The organism is Paenibacillus sp. UNC217MF (genome assembly GCF_000686865.1).
In the GTDB taxonomy this organism is placed as follows: Bacteria; Bacillota; Bacilli; order Paenibacillales; family Paenibacillaceae; genus Paenibacillus_B; species Paenibacillus_B suaedae.
This window is the reverse complement of record NZ_JMLT01000008.1, coordinates 59594-82250: the sequence shown is the minus strand read 5'-3', so window position 1 is coordinate 82250 and position 22657 is coordinate 59594. Positions and strand designations below refer to the sequence as shown.

The 22657-nt window shown below is 45.3% G+C and carries 21 protein-coding genes and 1 riboswitch; of the genes, 17 read left to right on the top strand and 4 right to left on the bottom strand.

The window, feature by feature from the left end; genetic code table 11:
- Positions 1 to 2 precede the first annotated feature (2 nt).
- The 12 genes from BP95_RS0103850 (at position 3) to BP95_RS0103795 (ending at position 14847) form a co-directional block, all read left to right on the top strand.
- Positions 3 to 998, top strand: coding sequence for a FecCD family ABC transporter permease (locus tag BP95_RS0103850; protein WP_021253564.1), 996 nt, complete (start codon positions 3 to 5; stop codon positions 996 to 998).
- Between the two features lie 3 nt (positions 999 to 1001).
- Positions 1002 to 1814, top strand: coding sequence for an ABC transporter ATP-binding protein (locus BP95_RS0103845; protein ID WP_021253563.1), 813 nt, complete (start codon positions 1002 to 1004; stop codon positions 1812 to 1814).
- Positions 1792 to 2310 (top strand): HugZ family pyridoxamine 5'-phosphate oxidase, encoded by a 519-nt coding sequence (locus BP95_RS0103840; RefSeq protein WP_021253562.1) that lies wholly within the window; start codon positions 1792 to 1794, stop codon positions 2308 to 2310. Before BP95_RS0103845 ends, BP95_RS0103840 begins: the two co-directional genes overlap by 23 nt.
- Positions 2311 to 2325: 15 nt before the next feature.
- On the top strand, positions 2326 to 2823 hold the full coding sequence (locus tag BP95_RS0103835; RefSeq protein WP_021253561.1) for a DinB family protein: 498 nt from the start codon (positions 2326 to 2328) through the stop codon (positions 2821 to 2823).
- A 105-nt stretch (positions 2824 to 2928) separates the two neighbouring features.
- Positions 2929 to 3780 (top strand): GNAT family N-acetyltransferase, encoded by an 852-nt coding sequence (locus tag BP95_RS0103830; protein ID WP_021253560.1) that lies wholly within the window; start codon positions 2929 to 2931, stop codon positions 3778 to 3780.
- A gap of 144 nt (positions 3781 to 3924) precedes the next feature.
- On the top strand, positions 3925 to 7359 hold the full coding sequence (locus BP95_RS0103825) for a BMQ_0737 family morphogenetic spore coat protein (protein ID WP_021253559.1): 3435 nt from the start codon (positions 3925 to 3927) through the stop codon (positions 7357 to 7359).
- 185 nt (positions 7360 to 7544) lie between these two features.
- On the top strand, positions 7545 to 8519 hold the full coding sequence (locus tag BP95_RS0103820; protein ID WP_021253558.1) for an aldo/keto reductase: 975 nt from the start codon (positions 7545 to 7547) through the stop codon (positions 8517 to 8519).
- A gap of 260 nt (positions 8520 to 8779) precedes the next feature.
- A complete protein-coding gene (locus BP95_RS0103815) occupies positions 8780 to 10237 on the top strand; it encodes a pyridoxal phosphate-dependent decarboxylase family protein (protein ID WP_028531446.1) in 1458 nt (485 codons plus the stop codon).
- A gap of 195 nt (positions 10238 to 10432) precedes the next feature.
- Positions 10433 to 10539: riboswitch (glycine riboswitch) on the top strand.
- 148 nt (positions 10540 to 10687) lie between these two features.
- Positions 10688 to 12028: an alanine/glycine:cation symporter family protein gene (locus tag BP95_RS0103810; protein ID WP_231515035.1), complete on the top strand. Its 1341-nt coding sequence runs from the start codon at positions 10688 to 10690 to the stop codon at positions 12026 to 12028.
- Positions 12029 to 12189: 161 nt separating this feature from the next.
- Complete coding sequence (locus BP95_RS0103805) at positions 12190 to 12723, top strand: sigma-70 family RNA polymerase sigma factor (RefSeq protein ID WP_021253554.1); 534 nt, start codon at positions 12190 to 12192, stop codon at positions 12721 to 12723.
- Positions 12720 to 13835, top strand: coding sequence for a DUF4179 domain-containing protein (locus tag BP95_RS0103800; RefSeq protein ID WP_021253553.1), 1116 nt, complete (start codon positions 12720 to 12722; stop codon positions 13833 to 13835). Before BP95_RS0103805 ends, BP95_RS0103800 begins: the two co-directional genes overlap by 4 nt.
- Before the next feature lie 94 nt (positions 13836 to 13929).
- Positions 13930 to 14847: an alpha/beta hydrolase gene (locus BP95_RS0103795; protein ID WP_021253552.1), complete on the top strand. Its 918-nt coding sequence runs from the start codon at positions 13930 to 13932 to the stop codon at positions 14845 to 14847.
- A gap of 200 nt (positions 14848 to 15047) precedes the next feature.
- Here BP95_RS0103795 and BP95_RS0103790 read toward each other — a convergent pair whose 3' ends face one another.
- Positions 15048 to 15572 (bottom strand): ClbS/DfsB family four-helix bundle protein, encoded by a 525-nt coding sequence (locus BP95_RS0103790; RefSeq protein ID WP_021253551.1) that lies wholly within the window; start codon positions 15570 to 15572, stop codon positions 15048 to 15050.
- A gap of 282 nt (positions 15573 to 15854) precedes the next feature.
- Between BP95_RS0103790 and BP95_RS0103785 the strand changes: the two genes are divergently transcribed.
- The 5 genes from BP95_RS0103785 to BP95_RS0103760 all read left to right on the top strand — a co-directional run bounded on the left by BP95_RS0103785 (position 15855) and on the right by BP95_RS0103760 (position 20565).
- A complete protein-coding gene (locus BP95_RS0103785) occupies positions 15855 to 16442 on the top strand; it encodes a hypothetical protein (RefSeq protein ID WP_021253550.1) in 588 nt (195 codons plus the stop codon).
- 5 nt (positions 16443 to 16447) lie between these two features.
- Entirely contained in the window at positions 16448 to 16894 is a 447-nt protein-coding gene (locus BP95_RS0103780; RefSeq protein ID WP_021253549.1) for a hypothetical protein, read from the top strand.
- Positions 16895 to 17036: 142 nt separating this feature from the next.
- Positions 17037 to 17795 (top strand): MerR family transcriptional regulator, encoded by a 759-nt coding sequence (locus BP95_RS0103775; RefSeq protein ID WP_028531445.1) that lies wholly within the window; start codon positions 17037 to 17039, stop codon positions 17793 to 17795.
- A gap of 2 nt (positions 17796 to 17797) precedes the next feature.
- Positions 17798 to 17950, top strand: a complete 153-nt coding sequence (locus BP95_RS32890) for a hypothetical protein (protein ID WP_155987185.1) — start codon at positions 17798 to 17800, stop codon at positions 17948 to 17950.
- A gap of 536 nt (positions 17951 to 18486) precedes the next feature.
- On the top strand, positions 18487 to 20565 hold the full coding sequence (locus BP95_RS0103760) for a serine hydrolase domain-containing protein (RefSeq protein ID WP_028531443.1): 2079 nt from the start codon (positions 18487 to 18489) through the stop codon (positions 20563 to 20565).
- 107 nt (positions 20566 to 20672) lie between these two features.
- Here the strand turns inward: BP95_RS0103760 and BP95_RS0103755 are convergent, their stop codons facing one another.
- From BP95_RS0103755 to BP95_RS0103745, 3 genes are read right to left on the bottom strand one after another with little or no spacing between them, the layout of a single operon-like run.
- Positions 20673 to 21368, bottom strand: a complete 696-nt coding sequence (locus tag BP95_RS0103755) for a hypothetical protein (protein WP_028531442.1) — start codon at positions 21366 to 21368, stop codon at positions 20673 to 20675.
- Positions 21365 to 22261 (bottom strand): ABC transporter ATP-binding protein, encoded by an 897-nt coding sequence (locus tag BP95_RS0103750; protein WP_021253544.1) that lies wholly within the window; start codon positions 22259 to 22261, stop codon positions 21365 to 21367. The genes BP95_RS0103755 and BP95_RS0103750 overlap by 4 nt, the downstream gene beginning before the upstream one ends.
- Positions 22258 to 22629: a GntR family transcriptional regulator gene (locus tag BP95_RS0103745; protein WP_021253543.1), complete on the bottom strand. Its 372-nt coding sequence runs from the start codon at positions 22627 to 22629 to the stop codon at positions 22258 to 22260. Before BP95_RS0103745 ends, BP95_RS0103750 begins: the two co-directional genes overlap by 4 nt.
- Between the last annotated feature and the right edge of the window lie 28 nt (positions 22630 to 22657).

Genomic DNA, 22657 nt, shown 5'->3' with positions numbered 1-22657 from the left:
GAGTGAAGAAGAGTACGTCACGACATAAATATATCCTGCTGCTTCTAGCTGTTGCTCTGCTTGCCATTCTGACGCTGCTCTCTATTGGGATTGGGAGCGTGCAGTTCAGTATGAAGGAAACGCTAGATGCTGTACTCGGATACGGGAATGATGTCGCCAATACGATATTGTGGGATATTCGCATTCCGAGGGTGCTGATGGCGTTATGTATTGGTGCTAATCTGGCCGCCTCAGGCGCACTCATGCAGGCAGTGGTGCTTAATCCGCTTGCAGATCCAGGACTCACCGGAGTATCAAGTGGTGCGGCAGTAACGGTACTGTTCATTATGCTTGTTATTCCTGGGTATTATTCGATGGTTCCGCTCGCGGCAATTGTTGGAGGCAGTATTGCAGCGCTTATGGTTTATGGACTCGCATGGAAAAAGCACTTCGGTTTAACACCTGTGCGCATCATTTTGTCTGGGGTAGCTGTGAATGCAGTATTTGGAGGAATGATTGGACTGCTCTCCATCTTGTATAGCGACAGGCTTCCTGCAGCTCTGCAATGGTTGAACGGGAGTTTATCCAGTACCAGCATGGCGGATGTACTCGTCATTCTTCCGTATTCGTTGATAGGATGGGCAGCAGCACTGCTATGTATACGACATGCGAATATTTTGCGATTGGGCGAGCAGGTGGCACACAATTTAGGCCTTAATCTGACACATATTCGAATCCTGCTTTCTTTTATTGCGGTCTATCTAGCAGCGATATCCGTGTCCACGGTCGGACTTGTTGGGTTTGTAGGCCTGCTTGTGCCGCACATTGCTAGAATACTAATCGGCTCTGACTATCGTTATCGTCTTCCTCTTAGTCTTGTTCTTGGTTCAATGGTGCTTCTCATCGCTGATACCATTGGTCGGACAATCTTTAGTCCTGTAGAGATTCCCGCAGGAATTGTCATGGCCATGGTAGGAGGGCCATACTTCTTATATTTGATGCGGAAAGGGGATGCCTGACCGATGCTGCATCTGTCATCACTGAATATTCGTTATGGGAACAAGCAGATTGTGCACGATTTCTCGCTTGATGTGAATGAAGGCGAGGTGCTTACGATCATCGGCCCTAACGGGTCGGGCAAGTCTACTGTTCTGAAGGCAATTACTCGATTAATTCCCTGTGATAGTGGGCGAATTTGTATTGCGAATGAGGAATTGCAGCAGTTCAGTTCGAAACAGTTGTCGCAGATCATGTGCATGTTGTGCCAATCCAATTCAAGCCCGTCGGATATGACTGTAGAAGAGCTGGTTGGATATGGGCGAATGCCCCATAAGAAATGGTATGAACGGATGAATGATGAGGACAAGGAGATTATCTGCTGGGCAATGGAGCTAACGGGGATGACCTCCTATAAGGAGAGAACGGTTGTATCCTTGTCAGGTGGAGAGGCGCAGCGCGCATGGATTGCAATGGCGCTGGCCCAGCGGCCGAAAGTGCTGTTGTTGGATGAACCAACGACTTTTCTCGATATCGCGCATCAGCTTGAGGTTTTGGAATTGGTTCGCAAACTAAATCGTGATCTGAATCTAACTGTCATTATGGTGCTGCATGACTTGAACCATGCCAGTGCCTACAGTGACCGAGTATGTGTTATTCAGAGCGGGGGAATCCGCATTTGTGGGACCCCGGGTACGGTATTTACATCAGAGTTGATTCGCAGTGTATATGGGGTAGATACAGATATTCAGTATTTACCGGATCGAGAACATCCACGAATACATGTGTTGAATAAATGGAATAAGGAAGCGAGGAATGGGAATGAAGCAACAGGATAATGACAAAATGAAACAAAAATATATGAATTTTATTGATAGTGTTCAATCTGTAGTGCTCAGCACAATTGCCGAAGATGGCTCTCCGTTTGGCTCATACGCTCCCTATGTGCGGAAGGATGGCAAGCTGTATATTTATTTGAGTAAAAGTGCCCAGCATTATCGGTATCTTGAGCATAATCCGTGTGTAGATGTTCTCATGATTGAAGATGAGTCCAAGACCGGAAACATGTTCGCTAGACAACGTGCTCGCTTCGCATGTCAAGCGGCGAAGCTGGACAATGAGGCGAATGAGGACATATTTGCTGAGTTTGAAGCGTCGTTTGGATCAAGTCTAATTCAGATGCTAAGAGGACTTGATTTCTCATTGTTTGAACTGACACCTACAGAAGGACGATATGTTGCTGGGTTTGGCCAAGCCTACGATATTGATTTGGAAGCATTGCGCTTCGATCATGTTGCAAGAGATGGGCATCAACAGTCTGAACCAACAACCTAGGAGGGAGATGAAGGAATGACGTACGATACGGTATCGGTCATATGGGATACAATCCAAGAACGGTTCTATCAGATGGTGCAGGAACTGACTGATGATGAATTGAGTTATGGAGTGGGAAGTGCCACAATTGGCTACATGATTAGACACAATGCAGAGGTGGAATATTTATTCACAGAGTGGTACTTTGGCCAAGAGTTGCCTGCGGATATGGAAATTCGAACGAGTCGAGGGCCGTCAGGCGATCCGAATCGATATACAAGCATACTTGACATGCTGCAATTGATTCAACATTCGCAACATCATATTCGTCAAGCGATGTGTACGCTGCCCGAACAAGCATGGCATGTTCCGGTGAAGTCGCCAATGGGAACGATCACACCGCTACAAGCGGTTGGACGCCTGTTGTATCATACCAGTCTTCATGCAGGGCAAATTGCCTTCATACTTAAGCATACCAATCCCGCCTCCATCTCTGCGAGGCAGCAGAGGTCTGCCCCTGCAACTTTACATTGAGCTAAGTTAGATTGAGCTACCTTGAAATCAACCTTTTGGTTGATTTCTTTTCTTTGTGTGGAGTAAGATATGTCCCGAGAGGAATGAACTGGAGGATGATGGCAAATGGTAAAGTATCTTGCATGTTCAGAAGTAGATATTTCAAACATTTATGAAGCGTTTACAGTTGGCTTTTCTGATTATATCGTGAATATGGAAATCTCCGAGGAGATGTTCAAGACTCGTTTCTTTGGCGTTGAAGGCAACCAGTTGGAGAATTCCTATATTGCGATGGATGGGGAACGCCCAGTCGGACTGATACTAGGCGGATTGAAGAGATATGAAGGCATACTAACGATGCGCTGTGGAGCACTTGCAATCCATCCTGATTATCGTGGAATCGGAGTGAGCTCAAAATTGTTCGAGCTACACAAGGCTAGAGCAGTGGAGTGCGGTTGTGGGCAGCTGTTCCTTGAAGTCATTGTTGGGAATGACAGAGCGATTCAATTCTATAAAAAGAAAGGCTACTCCAAAGTATACGATCTTAGCTATTTTACCTTGAATCATCCAGCTAGTATGCTGGGCAGAAATCTTGAGGGGCATGAAATTAAGCCAATTCCGTTCGAATGTTTTGAGCGGCATGTGCATAATTGGCGCATCCCGCATATCAATTGGCAGAATGATTTGGATTACATGAGGTTGTCTGACACCAATAACTATGTCACAGCTTATAAAGACGATAAGGTCATTGCAAGTTTATGTATGAATGATAGTGGCAAGGTTAGTTTTCTCTATGTTGATGTTGAATATCGAAATCAGGGGATTGCTGCCGATATGCTTATGACCATGATAAGAGAGAAGCAGCCAGAGCGAGTATCGGTTTCTTTTGCGAATAATCATTATCTAGAAGGTTTTGTATCTAAGCATGGATTCAATCGAAATGAGCTCGAGCAATATGAAATGTATTTGCATTTGTAAATAATTTTTCAGTTGTAATCAATGATTGCCCCTCATTTAGGGACTTGGACGGGTGGATAAGCCTACATCGGGTCAATGAACTATCAGCGCACGTACAGAATATAATGATCACACGATCACGTATGCTGTAAGGATGTGTAGACAATGCCATTTATATTGCGCTTCAGTACGATAACAAGAGGTGCGATTACGTTCACTGGGAATTCTCTAGGGATCAGCCGCGCCTCTAGATTTTCTCCTGCTTGTACACCGGGTACGGCTGATGCGATCGGCTCCTTTATTATCAATGATCCGAACTCGGTGTGCGGAACGGTTCCGTCCAGTCCTGCGACTGGCGGGGGAACGACGAATATGTATATGATAAATTTCTCAACAAATTCGCTCGTCCTCCCTCCTGGAAGTACAGTTGTATACGCTGAATTGGTATGGGGCGGGACATATTTGATCAATACACCAGGCGGCGAGGATTTATCGGCCCGTTTGAATGACCCGGTCAGATTCAGTACACCAGCAGGAATGTTCAATATTCAGCCAGAGACGTTCTTCAATTACGCGGTTAATACTGAAGGCGATTTAGGTTATGTGCGATCTGCGAACGTAACGGCGCTTGTAGCCGCAGGAGGTGCGGGCACATACGGGGCTGGCAAAATCGTTGGAACACTGGTTCCGGATCCGCGTACGACTAGCTTTGCCGGGTGGTCACTCGGGGTCGTATACGTGAATCCTTCATTACCTTTCCGCAGCATGAATTTATATGTCGGAAATGTGCCGATTCAAGCTATATCTCCGCCAGTGAATGAAATGATTGGGAACTTCCAAACCCCTTCATTCGGGCCTATTAATGGGCGACTGCTGGTTAGCGCGCAAGAAGGAGACGCTTCTATTACAGGCGACTTTGTACGATTCGGTCCCAATCTGGCCAGCCTTACTACAATCCCGCAGCCAGCAGGGTTTACGAATAACTTTTTCCAATCGCTAATCTATGATGATAATGGAAATATCAACCCGACTGCCACATTCGGTGATCGCAATCCGATACCTGGTCAGCCGGGGACAAATATCATTGAAGGAAATCGCCAAGGATGGGATATTTCCAACGTAAGTATTTCCAATAGTCTCGTGAATGGGCAAACTTCTGCGGCCCTTCAATTCGGAACGAATGGCGACGGATATACTGTCAATCTGCTGGCGATTCAAATTGACAATATTCCACCGACGCTGCTGCTGGAGAAGACCTCTTTTCCTGATACAGTCACCGTTGGAGAAGAGATCGTATATACCATTGTCGTCAGCAACGATGGAGACTCCCCGCTTGTGAACACTGTACTTACTGACCCGCTACCAGCTGGTGTTTCGTTTCAATCGGTTCAAACTACGCAAGGTTCGGCATCGTTTGCTGCTGGAACGGTTACCGTAGATATCGGGACGATCCCGGTTGGTCAGAGTGTTACCGTCAATATTACCGTACTGGCAACAGCGGCTGGACTCATATCCAATACAGCTTCAGCCCAAGCCAATCAGACCGGCATCATCTCCTCAACCGCAGTCAACACCGTAAATCCTCTGCCACCTCCAATTCTAGAAATTGAGAAGCTGGACTTTCCCCCAATCGTCGCCGTAAATTCAGAACTCGTTTATATTATCTTTGTCTCCAATATTGGAGGAAGCACAGCGACCAATGTTGTTATGAATGATCCGCTTCCAGTAGGAACCACCTTTGTATCCGCTGAATCGGATCAAGGGACGATTTCGTTCGATGGCACGACAATTACGAATGAGATTGGTTCACTTGCTCCGGGAGAGACTGTGGTCATTTTTATCGTCGTCATCCCAACGGTCACAGGTACAGTCTTGAACACGGCAACGACGTTTTCAGATGAGACTGCGCCACAATCCTCTACTACCGAAACTCTAGTTATCGAAGAGCCGATACTTGAGTTAATGATATCGAAGTTTGCAGGGCCGGATCCTGCAACTGTTGGAGAAGAACTCATCTATACGATCGTTGTCTCCAACGAGACGACGGAATTATTAACCGGCGTGGAAGTGGTGGATGTGCTGCCACCTGGTCTCGTCTTCGTATCTGCAGAAACTACGCAAGGAACCGTAACTGAAGCGGCTGGCACCGTGACAGCATTGATTGGCGATCTTGTTCCTGGTCAGTCTGAAATCATCACGATTACCGTTATTCCTACAGCTCCAGGCATCGTAACGAACACAGCTACAGCGACATCTAATCAAACGGCACCTGTATCATCCACGATTAATACAACCGTCAATGCGCTTCCTCCTGCTTTTTTAACCATTGAGAAGCTTGCCGAGCCGAATCTCGTAACCCTTGGGAATGAAGTCATCTTTCAAGTGACGGTGTGCAACATGGGTGAAACGGCGGCCACAAATGTGGTTGCAGTGGACACATTACCTGCAGGCGTTGAAGTCACTGGTATTCAAGTATCTGAAGGCACATTCACGCAGGTCGGGCACACGATCACAGCATCTTTCGGTGTCATTGCCCCTGGAACGTGCGCTATGATTACGATCGAAGCAATTACGACTGTAACAGGGACATTAACGAACACAGCAGTGGTGACCGCTGATAATGTTGAAGACTCTGAAACAGCAACCGCAAGCATTACGGTATTACAGCCGCTCGCCATTTCAAAGCAAGCTTCAAGCAACCCGGTGCTTGTCGGCAGCCTGTTGCAATATACGATCAGTGTTGCGAATCTCGGAGAACTTCCTCTGACGAATGTAATCGTACGTGATGTCATTCCTCCTACGGTTGAATTTGTCAGTGTTCAATCTGAAGGAGGCACTTGCTCTGTATCCGGGCAGACCGTTACTTGTCTCTTGGGCACATTGGAGGGTCAACAAGAACAGACGATTATCATTACTGTCATTCCATTGTTAGAAGGGGTGGTTACCAACACGGCTACCGCTCAGGCGGATAATACGCCTCCTGTTACAGCTACGATTACGACGCTAGTTGTACGTCCTTTAGAGTGCATTTCTGTCAGCAAACTGTTCGATTGGGTTGTAACTCGGAGTGATTTCATCGTGGAAGAGTCTATTCCCGAAACCTGCAGGGCTTTCGTAGAACAAGCAATTGCTGGCGGTCGGCAAGTGCTGGTGAGCTGCAATGCAGTGCCAGCTATGGGAGAATGCAGCATCACGGTTGTAAAGCGGCAGCCGCTGCCCATTATCGGATCGCAAGCAGCTATTGTACTGACCACGTGCTCTGCAGAGGTAACGATTACGTTAACAGATAGTGGAACAGGAGAAACATGCACGTTTACACTACTAGTCAAGAATAACGAGAAAGTATCACTCTGCTTACCGCTCCCATTAGATGAATCCAACATTACTTCTCAAATATTCGATATCCATTGTGCTGCACGAATTACTGACAGCTTAACGATTGAGTTGCAATTGGATTGGTGTTTGGAGCTTATCGCGAAATTTACAATACCGCTGATGGTTGAAGCGACATTCTGTCAACCTAGGGCATTAATCCCGATACCGGAGTCATGCAGCATCAGCCTTCCATTGCAATGTCCGACGATTTTTCCATTCGTATAAATGTCTTGTAATCCATAGAGATTCTGGATTCTTTATTGTTGTTAAGAACTCATGCTTGCATGAGTTTTTCTTTTTGTGCGCGGAAGTGGAATCATAAGGCAGACACATATTTGATCGGATTCAGATCAAGGGGATAGCTTGTGATATAATTACTGCTAAATAAGGAAAGCAAGGAGTTGATCGTCATGCAATATCGTCGTCTTGGCAATAGTGGATTGAAGGTGTCTGTGCTTGGATTAGGAACAAATGCTTTCGGCAAGCGGGCTGACAAGCTGGCTTCGACTCGAATTATTCATCAAGCACTGGAATATGGCATTAACTTTATTGATACGGCTAATATTTATGCTGGTTCAGAATCAGAACGCATCATCGGTGAGGCACTGACAGGCAAACGACACAATGTCGTGCTGACAACGAAGGCAGGATTAATTCGAGGACAGGGGCCGAACGAGCGCGGGTCATCTCGCTTTCATTTGCAGCAGGAATTAGACAATAGCTTGAAGCGGCTGAATACCGATTATATTGACCTGTATCAAATACATACATTTGATCCGCATACTCCACTTGAGGAGACGCTGCGGACGCTTGATGATATGATACGTTCAGGCAAGGTGCGGTATATCGGAGCGTCTAATTACGCTGCTTGGGAGCTGATGAAGGCGATTGGCATCAGTGAACGGCTTGGTCTGAATCGTTATGTGTCCATGCAAACCAGCTATTCACTAGCTGATCGAACGCCAGAACTGGAACTGGTTCCGCTATGTCAGGATCAAGGGGTGGGAATCATTCCATATTATCCGCTTGCGGGAGGAATTCTGACAGGGAAATATCGAGTAGAAGATCAGAAGCCAGCTGGCTCACGAGCAGATACGGATCCGAATTTCTACAAGTTCTTCAATGAAGAACGGTTTGCGTTAAGTGAACAGGTGAGCGAATTGGCAACGGATATCGGCTGCAGCCCAAGCTCGTTGTCATTAGCTTGGCTTATGCACCAGCCTTGTGTATCGACAGTCATTGTAGGAGCGACGAAGGTGGAGCAGTTAGAGGACAATATAACGAGTGTCAATGTCGAACTTAATGAAGAACAGTTGAACCGATTGGATGAAATAAGCCGTCGATATCGGTATGGTGAACCTTTTGCTGTATACCGATTGCCATAAATGAGAAAGTAAGGAAGCAATAGACACCGTCTCTAGGAAATAGGGGCGGTTTTTTTGAGTTGAGATTTCGAAATCTTGCGCTCATATTCAAAATACGATGTAAATGGTAGGACGGTATGTATAATAGGGGGATAAATGGCCTGACCTCATAGCGGGCTAATAAACTGTACCTGTTCAATTATCGTCTTGGTCGGTAAGCTATTATTCAATTGGAACATCTTTCTTGAATTGAACAGTGGAAGGGAGTTGCTGGAATCCGTATGCTTAGACAGAATCCGATCTTGGATCTATCAACTGAGGAACAGCACATGCTAGGCTCATATACGTTAGAGAAGATCTGTCAGTATCTATCATACACCGACGAGGTAGTAGTTACTCCAGAATTAATCCCGTTAGAAATCGTACAGTATGCGGAGCAAATTGACTTTGCTGCTCCTGTCAAGCCTCAAACTGCGGTTCAGCATGTTATAGAAGGACTGCGTCGATATCAAGTGCACACAGCACATCCAGGATATTATGGCTTATACAATCCACGCCCGAACTTTATGGGAATTATGGCAGACACGATAACAGCGGCGTTTAACCCCCAGCTTGCTGCATGGAGTCATGCACCGTTTGCCGTAGAAATTGAGAATTACGTACTGCGTGAACTCGCCGTTCAATTTGGTTACCCGCGTGATGTTGCTGATGGAACTTTCACGACTGGGGGAGCGGAAGCTAATTTGACTGCAGTCTTAACGGCTCTATCTTATCATTTTCCAAAGTATGCAACAGACGGATTAGCAGCTCTGGAGAAGCCACCCATTCTGTATGCTTCTGAAGAGAGTCATCATTCATTGGTGAAAGCGGCTCGTTCCTGCGGGCTTGGAACGAATTCAATTCGCTCCATTCGTACGAACGATTCCTTGCAAATGGATATAGACGCGTTATCAGAACAAATACGTACAGACCGCGCGCAAGGTTTAGCCCCATTTCTTATTATTGCTACAGCGGGAACGACGGGAGCCGGTGCAATTGATCCGTTAATGGACATCGCAGCAATAGCGGAGCATGAACAGATGTGGCTTCATGTGGATGCTGCTTATGGCGGTGCAATCGTATTGGATTCCGAGCTGTCCTCCCATATAGATGGTATCCAGCAAGCAGATTCAATCGCGTTTGATGCACATAAGTGGCTGTCCGTTCCGATGGGGGCGGGCATGTACTTCACACGGCATTCACGTATATTGAATGAAACCTTCCGTATAACGGCAGATTATATGCCGAAGGAGGGTGAGGAGTTGCCCACGATTGATCCATATACGCATTCCATTCAATGGTCACGGAGATTTATAGGATTGAAGCTGTATTTATCCCTGGCTACAGCGGGTTGGGAAGGATATCGGGCTGTCTTGCGACATCAAGTTGAAATGGGCAAGCTATTCCGAGAAGAATTAATGCGATCTGGCTGGACAGTTGCCAATGATACCGTGCTGCCTGTCATTTGCTTTCTTGATCAAAAAGCATGGACACGAAACGACCAGGACTTCGCTCTATTTGTGAATCAACACGTATTGAGCACAGGGAAAGTGTGGCTATCCGTATTTACCATTCATGGTGTACCAACGCTGCGTGCATGCTTTACCAATTACGATACGAATGTGCAGAATGTGAGTGAACTCATTCATTTATTAAATGAGGCCAGATCCCTATATTACAGTCAACGAGCACATGTGTGATAGATGGTATGGGATAAATTACAATGCAGTGGATCATTGCACAATGATAGTGTGTCTACTATAATGTTACCTACAACTTTATAACTGGATGAAGTTTGCGGGAGATAGACGAATCGTCTAGCCGAAGGGGTAAGCTCTCAGGCGCTTAGGCATATCGAACCTTGAGCTCGAATACGTATAAGCAGGACCGTAAATGGACAGGACTCTGGAGAGACTCCATGATTGGGGCACCGAAGGGGCAAGACGAATTTGATTCTCGTGGATTCGTTAAAACTCTCAGGTAAAAGGACAGGGATGCAGAAGCGTAGAAAAATCGTAAGTCATTGGTATGATGATCTTATTTAGGTATGTCACTTACGTCAGGTTATTTATTCTGCACACATGTCCCCAGGGTCAAATCATTCGATTTGACTCTTTTTATTATTCACAAAGAGGGGAACTGATTTGACAATGATGGAACAATGGTTAGACAAATTGAACAACATGGTATGGGGAGCACCGCTTCTTATTTTATTAGTAGGAACGGGAATTTTATTAACGATCCGCTTGGGAGGGCTGCAGTTGTTCCGCCTGCCGCTCGCCTTGAAGTTAATATTCAAGTCGAAGAATGAGGGAGAAGGGGATGTATCCAGCTTCGGTGCATTGGCTACTGCGTTGGCGGCGACAATTGGAACTGGTAATATCGTGGGGGTTGCTACTGCAATTAAGGTGGGTGGACCCGGTGCATTGTTCTGGATGTGGGTTGCTGCATTCTTCGGAATGGCTACCAAATATGCGGAGGGATTGCTTGCTGTCAAGTATCGCAACATTGATGACAATGGACAAGTGCTAGGTGGCCCAATGTATTATATTGAGAAGGGGCTTGGCATGAAATTCAAGCCGCTTGCTGTATTCTTCGCGATTAGCGGGGTGTTGGTTGCCTTACTTGGAATAGGTACATTTCCGCAAATTAATGCGATCGTCACATCTACAGAAGCAAGCCTTGGAGTGCCTGCAGTAGTCACTGCGGCAATCGTCACTATCGTGACCGCACTTGTTACAATTGGCGGGATTCAGAGTATATCGCATGTGACGACGACAATTGTTCCTGTCATGGCTATTATCTATTTTATCGCGAGTTTTGTGGTGCTTATTGCATTTGCGGATCAGATACCGCACGCACTGTCGTTGATTTTCCATGGCGCGTTCAATGTAACAGCAGCAGGAGGCGGCTTCTTGGGAGCAACGGTTATGATGGCGATCCGCAACGGGATTGCAAGAGGTGTATTCTCCAATGAATCAGGTCTCGGAAGCGCACCGATTGCAGCCGCGGCTGCGAAGGTGAAATGGCCGGCTGAGCAAGGACTCATATCAATGACTGGAACATTCATCGATACGATCATCGTCTGCTCGCTTACAGGATTAACATTGATTGTAACGGGTGTATGGAATGGCCCAATGGAAGGAGCGGCCATGACACAGGCAGCATTTGATGCTGCGCTGCCATACGGTTCCCTCATTCTTATGTTTTGCTTGATTTTATTTGCATTCACGACGATTCTTGGCTGGAACTATTACGGCGAACGGTGCATGGTTTATTTGTTCGGTGTCAAATCGATTCTGCCGTACCGCCTTGTGTTCATTGCGATCATTGGCTTTGGGGCATTTATCAAGCTGGATATGATATGGAAGCTTGCTGATATTGTAAATGGATTAATGGCGCTGCCGAACTTAGTTGCACTGCTCGGTTTGTCTGGAGTCGTCGTGTCTGAGACGCGTCTATATTGGAAGCATAGGGAATCCGAAAAATAAATAGAAGCAGGAAGCGATTCCTGTTCTTAAGTAAACTGCCAAATGCATGAAAGTGAACATTTGGCAGTTTTTTTGCGTTTAATGAAACCTTTTGCCTATCTTGTGCATCTAATTGACAGTTTGATTCGCGTGTATGGGGTAAAGAAGGGAGTAGAAACGGCTTGCATAGCGATATAGAGACAGAAGTGAGATTGGCTAAGGAAGGTAACAAAGAAGCGTTTATTCGACTCATCAAGCAGCATGAAGCCCAAATGTTCAACATGGCCAGGTCGATCGTCAGAAGGGATGAGGATTGTGCAGATGCGATGCAGGAGACTGTGCTCAAGGCTTATCGCGCACTGACCAACCTAAATCATCATGCCTATTTTAAGACTTGGCTCTTTCGGATATTGATCAATGAATGCAATATGATATTGCGGAAGCAGGCTCGCATCATCATGCTGGCTGAACTCCCAGAAGTTGGTGTTGCCACGGCTGAATACAGTGATCATCTTGATTTGCGTCAGGCGATCTATCGGCTTGAGGAAGTATCTCGCAATATTGTTATTTTGTTTTATTTTCAGGATTTGCCAATGCATCAGATCGCCGAGATGATGGATATGTCCGTGGGCGCGGTGAAGACACGGCTGCATCGGGCACGTCACACGCTCGCAGAATGGCTGGATGATACTGAAGAAAGGAAGATGAACGGATGAAAGACATACAACTGCCTATCGATCAGCGACTGGAACAGCTTAGGGAACCATATATTAGCGAGCTGCCAGAATCCGTTCGCAACCGAATGGATCGGACATACCAGATCATCGACGAGATGCTTCCTGGACGGAAGAGAAGAAGTCGGAAGAACCGCTGGCTGCGCAGAGTGTTGATTTCAACAGCGGGTGTAGCGAGCCTCGGGATTGTCATGATCTTCTCGGGTCTTGCCTCTCCAGCGATCGCACAGACGTTGAAGCAGATTCCGTTCATGAATAGCGTATTCAAACTGGTGGGGGATCTTGGCTTGCAAACCGCTGGAGAGAAGGGGATGGTCACCTCAGTCAATCAGCGCGTATCCCATAAGGGAGTAACGCTCTCGATTTCTGAAATGATGTATGATGGCAGCAGGCTATCTCTAGTGCTCAGCAGAGAAGATTCGAAAGCGGAGAAGGATTCTTTTTTTCAGTTATGGAACAAGCAGCGCATGCTTAGCAAGCGAGCCAATAATATCGATTTTTATATGGGAGACAAGCAGATAAATACCGGGATGGGGCTGCAGCCGGGTGGGGAGCATGCTCCGCAATCGATAATCGTTACCGCTTTAGATTCTGCTGATCTTGAGCTTCCAGACTCGTTCGAAATGAAGATGGTCGTGTATTTGGCTGATGTGGATGAGAATTACGAGTTCCTCTTCCCGATCAAGAAGGATACGGAGCGAACGATTATCCTGAAGACATCAGAGACCAAATCACATGATTCGATAAATATGTCGATCGATCGAGTAGAAATTACCCCCATCACAACCCGCTTGCTCGTCGGTGTCCACGGGGCAAGCGGAGAAGAAGATTATCGTAAAATGCTGGATGCAATACCGGATAGCTATAAAGTTGATGGGTTCCTCAATCTGGAGTTCGATATCGAGGATGAGCAGGGAAATGAACAGAATGCAATTGCTGGGAATGGTTCAGGAGAAGGAAAAGGAATGGTGTTCTCAACCTCTTACGAGCCGTTCAAGGTGAAGCCTAGCTTAATCGTCATTAAGCCGTTTGTTAGAAAAGGCCCGGATAAGAATTATATTCCACAACTGGAGTTCAAGCTGCCCGTTCGATGAAAGGATTGCATTCCTCGATCATTCACGTGTAACATGAATATTGGTGGAATTATGCCATTACATCATGTATTTCAATCGGAGGAGAGTTCACATCATGGAGCGCTTGAATGATTTGGAACCAGGCATTCGAAGCATCGTTAAGGAATTTATTGAATCAGGACGTCCTTCTGCGAGACAGCAGAGCTATCAGGAGCGCCGTCAAGGTTATGTTCAATCGGTTGTGTTGGCAGGAGAAGCGGAGCCTATATGGGAAATCACTGATCATACGATCGATTCCATCCCTTTACGCATTTACCGACCGTCGTATGCGTCTAATCTTCCTGTTATGATCTATTATCATGGCGGATGCTTTATAAGCGGGGATTTCACAACGCATGACCGCCAGTTAAGAGCATTAGCTAACAAGGGGAACTCGATTGTGGTAGCGGTTGATTACCGCTTGGCACCAGAACATGCCTATCCAGCTGCTCATGATGATGCCTATAAGACCGCACAAATTGTGCGTGAACATGCCGTATCTTGGGGAGGAAATCCGAATGATATTACACTGGCAGGTGATAGTGCGGGCGGACATATTGCGCTAGTAACGTCCTTGCGGCTCAAGGCACAGAAGGAATGGATGCCAACAAGACAAATCTTGATTTATCCGATGTTGGACGCTAGTGGTTCAAGCGAGAGTTATCAACGGTACGGAGATGATTACGTGATCACTCGCGACGCACTGCTCAGCGGTTTTGAAGCTTATTTCGGAGACATTCCGGCAAAACATCCAGAGGCAAGTCCTATTCAGCGCAGCGACTTGGAAGGATTGCCATACACACATATTCTTCTTGCCGAATTCGATCCTCTTGCAGACGAGGGAGAAATGTTGTATCGGCGGCTGCTTGATGCAGGAGTTGGTGCAGAGTGCAGGAAGTACTTCGGTGTCAATCACGGATTTTTCCAACTCGCGGGCATAAGCGGCGCTGCACGGACGGCCATTCAGGACGTTGCCTCTATTATGACGAGGTAACAATAGATACAATCATTTGCTTGAACTAGATATAGAAGAGTTGAAATAGATTACAGATAGATATAGATATAGATATAGATATAGATATAAAAGAAGAGATAAAAAGGTGAATAGATAAATTCCTAGTTGAATCAGCGGCAGACGGTTCATATCCGGTTACGAGCGTACTGATCTGTCGCTGTACAACTAGGATAATAGAGTTAAGACATACTCAGAAAACCTTTTTTCCATTTTCTGATTTTCGTACGGAATGATGTAAATGGAGCAACCGAATTAATATGTATCCATCGAGCCATCGGCCAATTCTGCTTGTCCCCTGTCCAATTGCGAACCCCTTGTATGAACAACGCCTCATCGTTATAGCTATCAATCCACTTCACCCACAGCTGTACGGCATCCTTAAGTTGATTCCTCAATTCAGTTAACGAGTAAGATGAATAATGCTCGTAGAAAGATTGATATAATGCACCGAGTTGATTCCACTTATACTCTGGAGAAGGCATATGTACGATTTCGCCTTCCTGTTCCTGCTTGTCCCACCCCATAACGAGATGCAGCCAGCCTAATTGATAGGCGATGATCTCGGCTGGAGTTCGATCTACCCCAGTGATCCGCACATCCCTTGCACTGTCCTCGATATCGTTGAATTCTTCATCAAACCGCCTGTAGGTATATTGGATTGCATCAATTAAGGCAGCCTTATTGTTGTAATAATATGCTGTCATCGTGTTATCCCTCCTATTCAGTTCCTGTATATAGTATGACATTGGTAACCTGACAACTGGTTGTCAACAATAATTGAACTTTGGAAATTTTGATTTCGCTGCAGAGTTGGAAAAGTCCTTTTGCAATCGGTGATATTCATAGGCTTTAATGGGATTGTTCCAAGATCCATGTCTGTCTATTGAGCTTGTTTTGAAAGGTCTGATAGAGTAATGATAGCAATAATGGCAATAAAAGGATTTTGGTCTATATCATAGTACATTACAGGAAGGTGCTTGCTAGGGATGAATAAGATGTTTGCCACGCTAAGTGCAGTCATCGTATTAGCATGTTCATTACTAATATACCATTTTGTCATGGATGATTCGCATGTTGAACGTACTAATTCTCACAGTCAATTATCGCTTATCGATGCACTGCATGTTGGAATGGTAGCGGCAAAAAAGTGGAATCCCGAAGCTGTCCTACTCTATGTGACAAGCGTGGATGACGGGTTAGGGAAGACAAGTGGACAAGAAGGTACAAGGAGTCGATGGAATTTACAAGTGGGTGCCCCGGCGAACAAGCGCGCTGTTATTGCGATTCGGGATGGAAAAGTGGATAAGGTCATACCTGGAATAGGTAATTACAATTCCGAATGGATGGTATCTACCGACAAGGTCAAGATTGACAGTAATGTGGCAGTGCTCAAAAGCATACGGTCAAGACATTTGCTGCCTGGAGATGGATGGGCTAACGGCTATCACTTTATTCTTCAGGCAGGAGAAGGATTGACTACAATTACGGTGATTGGCCGAGATGATCAAGATCAACTGCAGCAGATCGAGTTCGATGCTGTAACGGGGAGGATATTGTCTGGACAAGGGGAGTGATTAAGATGAGAAAGTGGTTTGCAGCCATAATCATGTCAGCAGCACTTCTAGTTACCGGAGTATCTACAGCGAAGGCGGATATCACGTATATGAATGAAGATTTTACTGCTTATACAGGGGCAGCAGGAGACAATAACCCGGTGTTTGCTGGTGGAAAAGCTGCCTACATCGGTGGTGTTGCTGTGCATCCGACAATCTGGGGGGCGGGAAACTGGAACAAGCCTGTTTTTCCGTTTGGTACAATGATTGTATTAAATAATAATGAGAGCATATCGATTCCAGGCGGTTACGTGATAAACACGTTTGTTGTGGAAGATACAGGGGATCTCAAGAATACAGCTAAACTCTCATATCGTTGGATTGATGTCTATTTCGGGAAATATAGCACTGCCAATCATCAAGCGGCTATTAACTTTGGCAAAAAGAAGCTCAGTTATACGGTAATATCATAATAACTATTGGAATAGGGTACTACTGGAATCAGCATTTCTCCATATCTAAGGTGAGATGCTGATTCTTTCTGTTTTCAAGCCTTGCCTATGACGTTACGTCATAGTGTACATTGAAGGTAATATGACGAGAGGAGATGTTCTATTGAATGAACACATGTATACCGTTAAAGCTTTTGCAACACTAACTGGTGTTACAGAACGCACGCTTCATTTTTATGATCGGAAAGGGTTGATGGCTCCTTCTAGTTACAATGAACATGGACATCGTCTGTACAGTAAGGATGACATTTCAACCATGCAGAAAATTATTACTCTCAAATATTTGGGGTTTTCTTTACAGGAAATCGCGGATTACCTTGCGAACCATGATTCACCTCAAATGCGCGATACACTGCAAAAGCAGAAAGCTATGCTCGCGAAAAAAAGAGAAGAGCTTGATTATGTAATCAATACGATTACGCGGGTGGAGCAGATCATGCAAGATGAAGATTTAGACAGTGACCTGTTACTAGCGATCATCCACTCGATCCAGCGTGAAAAGGAACAAGAAGAGTGGCTATCAGACCGATTGTCACAATCAGTTATCGAACATGCGCTTCTAAAGCATCTTTCCCCACAGGAACGACTAAAATTCGAGAGGGAAATGCTCGCTATTGTGAATCAATTGCAGCATTATTGCAAATTAGGAGTATCGCCATCCGAAGTAGTGGTTCAGCGCACCATCGAGCACATGATTACGACTATGAATGAACACATTGCACCACATTATCAGGAGAAAATAGCGGAGTTAGATCTCGATGATCATTCGCAGCTTTACGTGTCCATATTCTCCAAGGAAGTAGAGGATTACATCAAAGAGGCCGTAAATCGATTTGAGGAAAATCAGTTAAGGAGGAGCTGAAGATGTCAAGCATCGTATCAGATGTACGTCATCTGATCTATTATTCGATTATGATTTGGATGAAGAAACCAGGTAAGGAGCGGGGAGAGGCTTCTCCTATCATCAACATTCTCAGTTCAAAACTATGGCCATCTTTTTATCCATTTTACTTATAATCGAAGGTGTATTGTTTCATTTTCTCGTACAAATGTGGAGTGAACTTGCTGCATGGATCCTTTCAGCTATTAATATCTATGGACTGTTCTATCTGATGGCACTATATAAATCTGCGAAATACTTGCCACATCTAGTTGTGGACAATCGAATCTTTATTCGTTGTGGTTATCAAAACAGGATTGAAGTGCCCCTGAACAATGTTGTCGTCATACAGAAGGCCAAAGAAATCAGCATGGGGGAGAAAATTCCGAAAGATATGCATTATGCTGTCATTATCTGTGATTCCCCACAATACGAAATTGTTCTAAAAGAACCAATCGAGACAAAAGGGTTGTTCGGGAGGACGATCCCGAAACGTTCCGTGGTATTCAGGTGTGATAACCCGGAAGCTTTGCTGCTGAAGCTAAATCAAGGGATCCAACATGCTAATGGGGGGTGATTCGTCGAGATAAATCAGATGTTACTGGAAATAAACTGAACTTTCTTAGCGTTCAAACGTACTATCCAATAAGTACATAATTGGGGAGGCATAAGAATGAAGAAAAGCTTGTCTTTGGTATTGGCAATAAGTATGGTTGTTGCAATGCTTGTTCCGACGAGCGCAATGGCCGCAGCTTCAAATGGGGGCTTGAATTACTCCGCTACTAAAAAAGTTGCTACTGAAAAAGCTTCACTGTTGACGGACACTTTCGGTACGACAAGTGTTCAATATGCACTCATTGATCATGGTAACATCGTAGTATCTGGGCAAGCCGGTAAGAATGATGCTCAAGGAAAAGTACCACTGTCGAAAAACACGATGTATGGAATCGGATCAACCAGCAAGGTATTTACCACGGTAGCCGTTATGAAACTGGTTGAAGAAGGAAAGGTAGATCTAGATACTCCTGTTGTGCAATACATCCCTGAATTCACAATGAAGGATGAGCGGTACAAGAAGATTACACCGCGGATGCTGTTGAATCACTCTTCGGGGCTCCGGGGATCAACGTTAGGAAATAGCTTCTTGCTTGGGGACAATGACACGATTAACCATGATACGATGCTGGAGCAATTGAAGAAGCAGACGCTGAAGGCTGATCCAGGTGCATTCTCTGTTTATTGCAATGATGGATTTACATTGGCTGAGATTCTGGTAGAACGGGTGAGTGGAATGGGCTTTACTAAATTCCTTCATCAATATATTACTGAACCAGCAGCTATGTCTCATACGAAAACACCGTTGGACAATGCAGATAAAACAAAGTTTGCAGGCACGTATCACCCTGCATATGAAGGGCAGCTCCCTACGGAAAACGGCAATGTCATCGGTGCGGGGGGAATATACTCGACGGCTGAGGATTTAGTTCGTTTCGCGCAAATCTTTACAGGGGAGAATGACAAAATCTTGTCATCTACATCTGTTAAAGCAATGCGTCAAGAGGAATATAAGCGCGGATTCTGGCCAGAAGGAGAAGTCGACACGGTTGTGAACTATGGACTTGGATGGGACAGTGTAAAGCTCTATCCATTCAATAGATACGGTATCCAAGCTGAGAATAAGGGCGGCGACACGATCATGTATCATGCTTCGCTCGTTGTACTTCCAGAGCACAATATGGCAGCGGCCGTCTTGTCTTCAGGTGGATCCAGCTCGACGAATGCGATGTTGGCGAACGAGATGGTGTTGCAGGCATTGAAAGAGAAAGGTACGATTAAGGAGTTACAACCTGCTAAGTCATTCGGCAAGCCGAAGAAAGCGGCAATGCCTGCTGATGTTGCCAAGTATGCAGGTTACTATGCGTCAACCAATGTTGTCATGAAAGTGGCCATTGCCAAGAATGGCGAACTGTCTATCACTTATAATCAAGCGCCTGATATGCCCGCAGCGAAATATGTGTATACAGCAGACGGCACATTTATGAATGAAGAAGGAACGACGAAGATACGGTTCGATGCGAAAGACAATGGACGTACTTATTTATGGCAAAGTATGTACCTAGATGTACCAGGACTTTCTCAACTTGCTCTGACTCAGTATACTGGCGAGAAGCTTGAGAAAAATGATATCTCCAAAGAAGTTGAATCCGCATGGACGAAGCGCATAGGCAAAAAGTATTTTCCAGTGAATGAAAAATATAGTTCCCTCACTTATTTGCTTATGGATGGGGGTAAAATCAATAAACACGCCGATCTGCCTGGTTACGTGGACGATAAGACCATTACAGGCCCGGATTCGGCAAGTAATCAGGTGCAAATCCCAGCAATGGGCGGAAGGGATACAATGGAATATCAGTTCTTCACAAAGGACGGAGTGGAGTACTTAGATAGTTCAGGGTATATTATGGTATCAGAGGATACAATTAAACCATTGTATCAAGGTTCGAAATCTACAGTAACGATTCAAGAGGATGGTTATGCAAAATGGTTTAAGCTTCCTAAAGCTGTTGCTGGGAAGAAGCTGACCGTTACGACAATGCCTAAGCAATCTTCATTTGCAGTGTACAATGAGCAGGGGCATGTCGTACATTTCTCCTTATCATCAACAGGGAAACAAGGAATTGAATTGCCAAGCGGTGGTACCATTGTATTTGCTGGTGGAGCGGGAGCTAAGTTCGAAGTCTCGATTAAATAAGCAGAAGCAAGAGCAATTATTTCTTAATATGAAATCATGAGTCACTAGGTAATGATATAGCTGATAAGCCGCTGGATATATATCCGGCGGCTTTGTTTGTAGATATGCTAAGCAATTGTTGTCCTGCGGATCATGATGAAGGTAAGTAAAGAATGGATAACCGCCAAGGCGAAAAAGTAAGAAGCAAGCTGCGCAGCTGAATGGCTGCCGAACCACGAGAATATGTTGCCCCACCAGCTGTAGTACGTGCAGAGATAACTGAAGATGGAGGAGATGGCAAGGGTGACTGGAAATAAGATAAACATTCCCGTGCGGCCAAAACGACGGAAAAACATAGCGAACATGAATCCTAAAGTAGACAAATGAGCAGCTGTTGCGAAGTAAACCCACCATTGTTCGAGCAAACTCCCATCCGTAATATAAGGCAGGGTAAAGAAATGAAAATTTGCATCTAGCATTTGGGTAATACTTCGTTCACCAATAGACAATAATATCACAATTGTGGCTACAGTTACGCTGGCTATCAGGAACATTAATATAGTCCCGAAATAATAGTCTTTTCTGCGGATGCTTATTCCAAAAGCGAATGAAAAGTTCTGGGTCACGGCTACAATGCCGAGAATCAGTAAATAGATAAAAATGGAGACCACACCGCCGCTGTAGTAGCCTTGTTCCGGTTGAAGCAAGTAACCGATCAACACGTTGATCAGAAAACTAGGAAGCAGTACAAAGCACCACGGAGCGAAAAACCACATGATGTGATCCTTGCTGTACATTTTCATAACGGTTGTTACTCGATTCATCGCGTCTCCACCGCCTTGCGATCAGATTTTCTTTTTGTGAGGTGAACAATAAGCTGCTGCAGGGATACTGTTGAGAGATCAAGGCCTAACGATGCGGCTTGTTCTCGGATATGAGAAGTTAGATTGCCCAGCACGGTTGCAGACAATAGTCCGCCTAATGGCTGCCGATTGATGATGGTATGGCCTGAGATGAATGACTCGACCATTTCTCGCTGACCAACGACAGAGTAAGCACGGCCACGCAAAGCATCGCTTTCCTCATTCAAAATGATCCTTCCTCCATCGATCACAATTACATGCTCTAAAAATTGACTGACTTCATCGATTAAATGTGTGGACAATACGATCGTTCGCGGATGTTCCGCATAATCTTCAATCAAGCGGTCGTAGAACAAGTTGCGAGCTACTGCATCAAGTCCAAGATAGGGTTCATCGAAAATGGTCAGCGGAGCTCGACTTGCCAATCCAATAACAATGCCAACGGAAGAAAGCATACCGCGTGACAGCTTCTTGATACGTCTTGTTAAAGGAAGATTGAAATCATTCAGCAGTTTGCTCGCCAACTCCTGATTCCAATTCGGGAAAATGGAGGGGCAGAGCTCAATGACGTCAATTACTCGAAAGCTGTCCGGATACTTCTGGCTTTCCTTAATGAAGCAAATCTTGCTCAGAACGCGATTATTCTCATAAGGCGCTTCTCCGAAGACAAGAAGTTCACCGCTTGTTGGAAACAACTGCGCCGTCAGCATATGCATTATCGTTGTTTTTCCTGCGCCATTGCGCCCAAGCAGGCCATAAATTTTGTTAGCTTCGAGTGTAAAGCTAACATCGTGTACGACAGTAACATCACCGAATGACTTGGTTAATCCCTGAACTTCAGCAATGGTTCTCAATTCGTTCGATCTCCTCTCTGAATCATGTCTGTTAATTGTTCCTTAGAAATGCCAAGCTTCTCTGCTTCGCGAATCATGGATACCACATACTGTTCGTAAAATAGTTCTTTTCGCTTTTCCATAAGTTTCGCTCGCGCTCCTGTCGATACAAACATACCTATCCCACGCTTTTTGTACAAAATGTTCTCATCAACCAGCACATTGACGCCCTTAGCCGCAGTAGCGGGATTGATCTGAAAAAAGGAAGCAAATTGATTCGTTGAAGGGACTTGCGATTCTTCAGGCAATCGACCTTCGATGATGTCATCCTCAATCCGTTCGGCAATTTGCACAAAAATGGGGCGGCTGTCGTCCATTGTGACTGTCATATCTACACCACCAAATTGGTTAATTACT